Raw genomic sequence first — 9,489 nt, 5'->3', positions numbered from 1 at the left:
TCAAATATGTATGAATTTACCGCTATTCGGCGTCAAGAACCCTTAACAAAATCCTCTAAGGAAAGGGTGAAAAATTTTGGAGAGATTTACGAAGTTTATTCCGAGGAGGAGGCTTCCCAGCAGGCAAGTAGATGTTTACAATGTGGAAACCCCTATTGCAGTTCCTCAGGTTGTCCCTTACACAATCATATTCCTCATTGGCTTAAATTTATTGCTGAAAAAGATAAGGATTTAGCTTTTCAGATGTCTAATGAAACTTCTCCCTTTCCCGAAATATTAGGGCGAATTTGTCCCCAAGATCGATTATGTGAAGGAGCTTGTACTCTAAATGATGGACATGGAGCGGTAAGTATTGGTTCTATTGAAGTGGCTATTACCGAATCCGGTTTTTCTGAGGGATTATCTTTACCCTTTCCTGGTATTACTACAGATAAATCTGTGGGAATTATAGGATCTGGTCCTGCAGGATTGTCTTGTGCCACCTTTTTGCTCAGAGCTGGGATTAAACCAGTAATATATGAAAGAGCTGACCAAGCTGGTGGTTTATTGACCTATGGAATACCAAATTTTAAGTTAGATAAAGCTTCTGTTCAACGAAGAATTGATTTATTAACTACCAATGGAATGGAGTTGGTATTAAATACATCCGTAGGAAAGGATATTTCCTTTGATGAGTTGAATGCCCGCCATGATTGTGTTTTTTTAGCACTTGGAGCAACAGAAGGAAAGGTCTTGAATTATCAGGGCTACAGTTCAGATAATGTTTATATGGCTGTTCCTTTTCTTTCTGCTATTCAAAAGAAATTGGAAGAAAAAGGAGCTGACCCAAAATATGATGTAAAAGGAAAAAGTGTCATTGTAATTGGTGGAGGAGATACTGCTATGGACTGTGTGCGAACTTCCATTCGTGAAGGTGCTACTGAAGTGAAGTGTCTGTACAGAAGAGGGGAAGAGAATATGCCGGGAAGTAAAAGAGAATTTAAAAGTGCCAAAGAGGAGGGCGTTGAGTTTGTTTTTTACCATGCTCCTAAAGCATTTATAACCGATAGTAGGGGGAATGTGCAGGGTGTACGATTTGTTCAAACTGAAGTACAATCCTCTAATGGAAGTAATCGAGGTCGGTTAATAGAGCTTTCCAATACCGATACAGTCCTTCAGGCAGATGTTGTTATTTTGGCCCTGGGTTTTGATCAGGAAAAGGTGAATTTTCTCCAAGAGAATGGAATTGAAACAAATAAATGGGGAGGGATTGTAGTGGATGAAAATTTACAAACTTCAAGAGAAGGAGTTTTTGCCGGAGGGGATGGTGTAAGAGGAGCAGATCTGGTCGTTACCGCAGCATTTGATGGAAGGGAAGCCGCTATGCAAATGATCGAAAAATTGGTGGTAAGCTGACTTTCTTCTTATTTGGTTAGTACCTGAACTTTTAATAGCAAAATTACTTTACTTTAGAAATGAGATTTAGTGCTAGGATTATCTTAGCGTATATCAAAAGTCAATTTACTTTTGGATAAAGGGTAAAAGGTGAAAAATGCAGAGATGAAAAAGGTGAAATTTTATAATTCGGAATTTCAGGACCCTAAGCCTGAAGTTCCGGTTCCTGATCCAAAACCTATGCCGAATACCAAACCCAATCCTGAGCCTATTCCCAAACCTATTCCTGAGCCTTCTCCTGCACCTGAGCCGACACCAGCTCCTACACCTGAACCAGTTCCAGAACCAAATGCTTTTGAATTGTAAAGATGCAAAATTTTGCACTTCTCGTCCTCCTACTGTCTATTCTGAGAATATTTGGATTTTTCATTTTTTGAAAAAAGGGTAGGAAACAAAATAATCATTGGTTAGGCTGCTTTTGTAAGGGAAATTTAAAGTATTGCAGCTTTGGGGATTACTCTCTTCTTTTTCTTTTGACATCAATTTTATATTGATTATCTTCTAATAGTAAAAAAATCATTCAACTAAAATTAACAATAATGGCAATCAGATTAGGAGAAATCGCTCCTGACTTTGTAGCAGAGACTACAGAAGGACAAATTAGTTTTCACGATTGGTTAGGGGATTCCTGGGGAATTCTTTTTTCGCATCCAGCAGATTTTACTCCCGTTTGTACCACGGAATTGGGGACTGTAGCCAATTTAAAAGCCGAGTTTGATAAGCGGAATGTCAAACCCATTGCAGTTAGTGTTGATGGGGTAGACTCCCATAAAGAGTGGGTGAAAGACATTAATGAGGTAATGAAAACCACTGTAAATTATCCAATTATTGCTGATCCTGAGCGAAAAGTTTCCTTCTTATATGACATGATCCACCCTGAATCATTGGAAAATGCCACAGTCCGTTCAGTATTTATTATTGGTCCGGACAAAAAGGTGAAATTAACGTTAACTTATCCAGCCTCTACAGGAAGAAACTTTCATGAAATTCTTCGCGTAATTGATTCCTTGCAGTTAACGACATATCATCAGGTGGCAACTCCCGCTAATTGGGAAAAAGGACAAGAATGCGTGATAGTTCCTGCAGTTTCAAATGAAGAAGCATTGACCAAATTTCCTAAAGGGTTTAAGCAAGTAAAACCTTATTTGAGGCTTACTCCACAGCCAAACCTGGATCAGGAAGTGTTGGATTAAATTAGTTCTGTTTAGGATCATGGGAGCTTTCAATTTTCATTAATTGGAAGCTTTTTTTGTTCCTCAAAGGCAGTATGTTTCTTTTTAATTAGGTGCCTTTATTTAAACCTTTTTTATGATGATTTTTTTGACGGTATCATAATTTATTCTTGGTTCCGTTTTAGTCTATGAGTTATTAAATGGTGAAAATCTTTTAAAATTAAGATTTGATTCTATTAAATTTGCCGTTTACAAATTTTAGACTATGATTTCAGCACAAAATATATCTTTACAATACGGAAAGCGTGTCCTTTTTGATGAAGTAAATATTAAATTTACAGAAGGGAACTGTTATGGTGTTATTGGAGCCAATGGGGCAGGTAAATCTACCTTTTTAAAAATCCTTTCAGGGGATATTATACCAAACTCGGGAAACATTAGCATTGACAAAGGCAAACGCCTAGCTGTTTTGAAACAAAATCACTTTGAATTTGATGAAGTGAGCGTTTTGGACACAGTCATGATGGGCCATAGTAAATTGTGGAATATCATGAAGGAGAAAAATGAAATCTACGCAAAACCTGACTTTTCTGATGAAGATGGGATTCGTGCTTCTGAATTGGAGGCAGAGTTTGCCGAGATGGAAGGTTGGAATGCTGAATCTGATGCCGCAACATTATTGAGTGGAGTTGGCATTAATGAAGCAGACCACTATAAGTTAATGAAGGAGCTAAATGGTAATCAAAAGGTTAGGGTACTTCTTTCACAGGCACTTTTCGGAAATCCTGATATATTGATTCTCGATGAGCCTACTAATGATTTGGATATTCATACCATCAGTTGGTTGGAAGACTTTCTGCTTGAATTTAAGAACACTGTAATTGTTGTTTCTCACGATCGACATTTTTTGGATACGGTTTGTACCCACATAGCCGATATTGATTTTGGAGGAATAAACCTTTTCACAGGAAACTATACTTTCTGGTATGAGTCCAGTCAATTAGCCTTAAGTCAGAGGGCTTCGGCAAATAAAAAAGCAGAAGAAAAGAAGAAGGAATTACAAGAATTTATTGCCCGTTTTAGTGCTAATGCCGCTAAATCAAAGCAAGCCACCAGCAGAAGAAAGCTATTAGAAAAAATAAATGTAGAGGAAATTAAACCCTCTACCAGACGATATCCAGCCATTATTTTTAATCAGAAAAGAAAAGCAGGGGATCAAATTCTGGAAGTTGAAAACCTTTGTAAATCTATAGAAGGAAAAACCTTGTTTAAAGACCTTAATTTTAGGGTCAATCGAGGAGATAAGATTGCTTTTATTAGTAAAGATAGTTTAGCAGTTACCTCTTTATTTCAAACCTTGGAAGATGAATTAAAGTCGGAAAGAGGTGAATTTAGGTTTGGCCAAACCATTACCAAAGCTTATTTACCTAATGAAAATGCTGAATATTTTGATGTAGATTTAAATCTGATCGATTGGTTACGCCAATATTCAGTCGATGATGAGGAGAAAGATGAGGTTTACATTCGAGGATTTCTCGGTAAAATGCTGTTTTCTGGGGAGGAAACTTTCAAAAAAGCTAATGTACTTTCTGGAGGAGAAAAAGTAAGATGTATGATATCTCGGATGATGCTATCTGGAGCAAATCTTTTGATATTGGATGAACCGACTAACCACCTTGATTTGGAATCCATTACTGCTTTTAACAATGCGCTGAAAGATTTTCCAGGTACGGTTTTGTTTACTTCTCATGATCATGAATTTACCCAAACAGTGGCTAATCGAATTATAGAAATAACACCTAATGGGATGATCGATAAGTTGATGACTTATGATGAATATGTGAGTAGTGAAAGGGTGTCGACTCAAAGGGAAGAATTGTATGTTTAAATGGAGAAATATTTTGAAGAATTGAAAACTTCAATCCCCTTAGGTTTGGGGATTTTTTCATCTGGATTAATATTTTTAATTTTTTAAGGATATCTAAAAATTTAATAAAAATAAACCATATCAATCATCATGGGAAGAGCATTTGAATATCGACGGGCATCCAAAGAAAAACGTTGGGACAAAATGTCCAAATTATTTCCTAGGCTGGGGAAAGCCATTACATTAGCGGCTAAAGAAGGTGGCCCTGATCCTGACATGAATGGCAAGTTAAGGACCGCCATTCAAAATGCTAAAGCCCAAAATATGCCGAAAGACAATATTGAATCGGCGATAAAAAGAGCCTCAGCCAAGGATGCAGAAACTTTTGTGGAGGTAAATTATGAAGGAAAAGGACCTCATGGAGTATTAGTTTTTGTAGAATGTGCTACGGATAATACCACCAGAACAGTTGCCAATGTGAAATCTTATTTCAATAAAGCCGGAGGAAGCCTGGTACCAACTGGTTCATTGGAATATATGTTTTCCAGAAAAGCTGTAGTTGAGTTTGAAATGCCGGAAGATGTTGATGTGGAGGAATTAGAACTGGAATTAATTGATGCTGGTTTGGAGGAGATTGAAGTGGACGAAAAAAATGGTTTCGCTTATGCCGATTATACTCATTTTGGATCTTTGACTCAAGCTTTTGAAGAGAAAGGAATTCCAGTAATTAAGGCCAATTTGAAAAGAATTCCTAATTCTCCAATTGACTTTTCGGAGGAGCAATTAGTAGATATTGAAAAGATGCTAGATAAAATCGAAGATGATGATGATATTCAGGCTGTATTTACAAATATCAACTAAGGGTTAGTGATTATTTTGAAACAAAGGAGGCGGAATTCGAGAAATTCATTTAAGAAAGGATATTAGGAAGTGTAGTAAATGATGAATAAATAGGTTTCTTCCTGATTCGGCTTTTAGTTTTAAAAGGTTGCCTTCTCTTTTAATATACTGAAAAGAGGAAAAGTGTGAGATTAGAGATGAAAAGTTAAGTGCTAAATGTTTAATAAATCATTAATTATTTAGCACTTTACTTTTCACCCTTTACTATTCCTTTTGTCTTTATCATAAGATTATCCTACCCCTCTATATTACCTGATCCTTCGGTAAAGAGGTTCAGCTGCATTGTTAGCAATGTTTTTTACCACTTTCTTCTGAATCTGTGATAGTTTTTTTGCTGAACAGATTTCAATAATTCCGATTACTTTATTTTTGGAGATGAGAGGGGTTGTGTATAAACAGTTGGCGCTCTTGTCGTCATCATTGTAAATTACACTTTGATAATCATTGGCCTGTAATGAGGAAGTTTTGTTTTGTTTTTGCAAATAAGTATGGGAAACCAGGCCTTCAGCAATTTGTATTCTCCTCCTATTTTGCCTCTTTTTTTGAATGTTATAATTTCCCGCCAGTAATTCTAGACTCCTTTCATAATGAGCATTTTGTTTTAAAATATAGATAGCACCGTAATTTGCATTAATTGAGCGGGTAAGATTGGTGATGAGCTGGATAGAAAGTTCTTTTAAGGTTAGTTTATTGTTTTGAAGGATAAGGTCGATTTTGCTTTCCTTAGGTATGGGAACCTCTTCGTCTTCGGCTTCTAGGAAAAAGATCGAAGATATGTTTTTTCTCAGTCCGTTTATACCTGAACGAATTATTGTATGAAAAGCTCTTATTATTAAGCTAATCGAGGGCATTTGTAGTGGTTTTTTGGTAGGTAAAAGGGGGAAATTCTTGTTCATGACAATGCTGTTTAAGTTCTTAAAATAGATGATGGAACAAATGGATTGAACAAATAGGACAAGAAAATTAGAAGGGAGTAAAAGGAAAAATTATATTTTATCTTTGCCTTTTTATATTAATATAGAAAAATATCTTAATAAGCACAAAAAGTGTGGCAAAAGGAAAGGAAAGTTTTCTTAGAAAAAAAGTTTTCTTTTGAAGAATATTACTTTAATTTTTCCTAAAAGGTAAGTTGAGAATGAGTCCTTTATAGTGGAAAGGTCTTATGTTTTTCTTTAATTTTCTGTTTTCTGGAAATTTATTACTTCTTTAAAAAAGAAAGAAAAAAAGATAACTCATCATATTTCCTTCCTGGAAGTCGTAAATGGTTCCAAAAATCCAATAAACATTTTTCCATCAGCTGACCATCTTGCCCCGTGTCCTTCAGGTAATCTTGTTTCAAATACTAATCCCAATTGATAATGCACAAAAACATTCCACCAGCTCTTGTTATTCAATAAGTTTAAGATGATTTCTTTCGCCTTTCTGTTTTTATCAAAATTGGAGCCACTAGGCTTTCCCCAAAAGGTGTTTTTATTTCGCTCCATGTGTTTACTTAATGCTTTGGCTGCTAAACTTATTTCTTTGTTGTACATGCCTGTAGCTGAGGAAATCAATATGGAATTGGTTGGAGGTAAGGCTAATTGATTTTGAACACTTCCTGGGGTAATTCTTTGCCCCATTAAAATGAGGATTTTAGGTAAACCGGATATTTCAATAACCTTTAATAGGGAAAGTGCATATTTTTCTTTTTGAGAATAATCCAGTCTATTTATTATTGTGTGAAGTACGGTTTCAAATGGCTTAAAGATTAGTTCTAAAGAAGGCGTGATTTCCTCTTCGAAGTAGGGGAGGCGTTTGGAGGGAACACCCTGTTGGTAGTATTCCAGTAATTTTTTACTTAATAATTTTAAATGTTGGGAGGTGAAATGTTTTAGAAATTCTGCATCATTTTTATTATAAGGGGATAAATCTCTTGCCAACTTCAACAGACGGTAGATAAATTCTTCTAGCATTCAATAAGTTTAAATTCTTTCATAAACCGGAAAATATTTTCCGTAGTGGTAATGATTTGTCCCTTCGTATTGGCCATAGACTTTTCCAAGTTCATGGGTTCTTGTAAAATGGAAGTGGCATAGCTTAAACCAATTTCTTTCAAAACTAATGGAGATGCTTTTAGGGTGCCACAAAGGGCAATCACTTTTTTGTCGTATTTTTTAGCAATTTGACAAATCCCATGGATTAATTTCCCTTGCAGAGTTTGATTGTCTATTTTTCCTTCAGCAGTTACAATTAGATCGCTGTTCTGCACTAAAGGTTCAAAATCCACCAACTTCATTATGGTTTCAATTCCAGAGGTAATTTTGGCTTTTAGGAAAAATACTCCGGCAGCTCCTAATCCTCCTGAAGCTCCCGTTCCTCGGATGTTGTTAACCTTCAATCCAAATTTTTTTTCTGAAACAGAATGAAAGTTTTGTAAACCTTTATCTAGCAATTTAATTTCTTGTTTATTAGCTCCTTTTTGACCAGCATACTGATAAGCAGCCCCCTCATTTCCGAATAAAGGGTTTTGAACATCAGCAGCAATCGTAAATTTTACTGTTGGGGGAATGTTAATTTTTGAAATGTCATCAATTTTCTGGATTAGAATTAGATTTTTGCCCATAGGCTCCAATTCATTGCCATTCTTATTTAAAAAGCGATAGCCAAGGGCCTTTGCCATTCCCATTCCTGCGTCATTCACTGCACTTCCCCCCAATCCTAATACTATTTGTTGAGCCCCATTTTTGATAGCATTTAAAATGAGTTCCCCAGTGCCAAAAGAGCTTGTATACATGCAATTCCTTTCTTTCCTTTCGAGTAAGTGAAGGCCAGAGGCGGCGGCATGCTCAATATAAGCTGTCTTTTCAGTTTCAGTGTATAAATATGAAGTTTTTATTAAACGCATTAGAGGGTCATGAACTTCCACTTCAATTCTTTGTCCAATTCCTCTAAATTGTAAAATATCCAACATCCCTTCACCACCATCAGAAAGGGGAGCTTTGCAATAGCTTAGTTGATCGGAGGCTAACACTATTCCTTCTTCAATAGCGTTGGCAACCTTAATTGCCGATAAGGCATCACGGAATTTATCGGGAGCAATTAGAATTTTCATCAAGGGCTGACCGTATTTATTGGTTTATCTTCTAAAAAGCCCCTCAAGTTTAATTCCAGTTGCTGAATTAATCGTTTTCGTGCCTCTTTGGATGCCCAGGCATTATGTGGTGTAATAATACAGTTTGGTGCTTTTAATAAAGGATTTGTTGAAGTGGGAGGTTCTTTCGAAAGCACATCAAGTCCAGCTCCTGCAATTTTTCCTTCTTCCAGTGCTTGAGCTAAGTCTTTTTCATTTATTAGACCGCCCCGGCTAGTATTGATTATGTAACAGCTATTTTTAAGCTGGTTTATTGATTTTTGGTTGATAATTTGATTTGTTTCAGCGCTAAGGGGACAATGAAGGCTAATAACATCACTTTCCTTAAATAATTTCTCTAAATTAACCTGATGAACCCCTTCAAGTCCACCTTTTTCTGGATGTTTTCGATAACATAAAACCTTCATTCCGAAAGCTAGTGCAATGGCAGCCACCTGTTTGGCAATATCGCCAAATCCCAAAAGACCCATGGTTTTTCCATATAGTTCGGTGATGGGTTTTTCCCAATAACAAAAATCAGGGCTTTTTTGCCAGCCTCCTTTTTGGACACTTTGGCTATGCATCCCTACCTGGTTACAAAGTTCCAATAATAATGAAAAAGTATGTTGTGCAACTGTGGGGGAGGAGTATGCTCGTACATGGCTAACTGAAATATTAAGGTCATGACAGGCGTTGATGTCAATATTATTATACCCTGTTGCCATTACACCAATGTGCTTTAACTGTGGAAGTTGATCCAAAGTTTTTTTGTCAAAGTTAGTTTTACTGGTTAGGACAATGTCGGCTTTTTTGCATCTTTGGATTATTAAATCATCAGGAGTTCTGTCGTAAATGTCGGTGTCTCCTAGGGCTTCTATCGCTTCCCAATCTAAATCTCCTGGGTTAATCGTATATCCGTCTGTAATCACAATTTTCATGTCTTAAAGTTAAGGGTTTAATTTTTTTCTTAATAGGAAGTGTTCAATAATGGTTTCATTAATGTTCAA

General features: G+C 36.3%; 9 protein-coding genes. 5 read left to right on the top strand and 4 right to left on the bottom strand.

The genetic code is table 11. The annotated features are described in order from the left end of the window. The 5 genes from E1171_RS14580 to E1171_RS14560 form a co-directional block, all read left to right on the top strand. Nucleotides 1-1,395, top strand: a 1,395-nt coding sequence (locus E1171_RS14580) for a glutamate synthase subunit beta (protein WP_246164355.1), incomplete at its 5' end; no start/stop codon positions are given. Between the two features lie 144 nt (nucleotides 1,396-1,539). After that, the gene (locus E1171_RS14575; RefSeq protein ID WP_155206763.1) at nucleotides 1,540-1,740 is read left to right on the top strand and encodes a hypothetical protein; all 201 of its coding nucleotides are present in this window, start codon (nucleotides 1,540-1,542) and stop codon (nucleotides 1,738-1,740) included. Nucleotides 1,741-1,973: 233 nt separating this feature from the next. Then, on the top strand, nucleotides 1,974-2,627 hold the full coding sequence (locus E1171_RS14570; RefSeq protein ID WP_155206762.1) for a peroxiredoxin: 654 nt from the start codon (nucleotides 1,974-1,976) through the stop codon (nucleotides 2,625-2,627). A 244-nt stretch (nucleotides 2,628-2,871) separates the two neighbouring features. Then, nucleotides 2,872-4,494, top strand: a complete 1,623-nt coding sequence (locus tag E1171_RS14565; protein ID WP_155206761.1) for an ABC-F family ATP-binding cassette domain-containing protein — start codon at nucleotides 2,872-2,874, stop codon at nucleotides 4,492-4,494. Between the two features lie 129 nt (nucleotides 4,495-4,623). After that, entirely contained in the window at nucleotides 4,624-5,334 is a 711-nt protein-coding gene (locus tag E1171_RS14560) for a YebC/PmpR family DNA-binding transcriptional regulator (protein WP_155206760.1), read from the top strand. Nucleotides 5,335-5,621: 287 nt separating this feature from the next. Here the strand turns inward: E1171_RS14560 and E1171_RS14555 are convergent, their stop codons facing one another. The 4 genes from E1171_RS14555 to E1171_RS14540 form a co-directional block, all read right to left on the bottom strand. Continuing rightward, entirely contained in the window at nucleotides 5,622-6,269 is a 648-nt protein-coding gene (locus E1171_RS14555; protein WP_155206759.1) for a GAF domain-containing protein, read from the bottom strand. 339 nt (nucleotides 6,270-6,608) lie between these two features. Then, the gene (locus E1171_RS14550; RefSeq protein WP_155206758.1) at nucleotides 6,609-7,325 is read right to left on the bottom strand and encodes a hypothetical protein; all 717 of its coding nucleotides are present in this window, start codon (nucleotides 7,323-7,325) and stop codon (nucleotides 6,609-6,611) included. Beyond that, nucleotides 7,319-8,464 (bottom strand): glycerate kinase, encoded by a 1,146-nt coding sequence (locus E1171_RS14545; protein ID WP_155206757.1) that lies wholly within the window; start codon nucleotides 8,462-8,464, stop codon nucleotides 7,319-7,321. Before E1171_RS14545 ends, E1171_RS14550 begins: the two co-directional genes overlap by 7 nt. Next, nucleotides 8,464-9,420: a D-2-hydroxyacid dehydrogenase gene (locus E1171_RS14540; RefSeq protein ID WP_155206756.1), complete on the bottom strand. Its 957-nt coding sequence runs from the start codon at nucleotides 9,418-9,420 to the stop codon at nucleotides 8,464-8,466. The genes E1171_RS14545 and E1171_RS14540 overlap by 1 nt, the downstream gene beginning before the upstream one ends. Nucleotides 9,421-9,489: the final 69 nt, after the last annotated feature.

Origin of the sequence: Xanthovirga aplysinae, assembly GCF_009711365.1 — a bacterium.
In the GTDB taxonomy this organism is placed as follows: domain Bacteria; phylum Bacteroidota; class Bacteroidia; order Cytophagales; family Cyclobacteriaceae; genus Xanthovirga; species Xanthovirga aplysinae.
The sequence above is the reverse complement of the archived record's forward strand: the minus strand, read 5'-3'. Positions and strand labels throughout refer to the sequence as shown.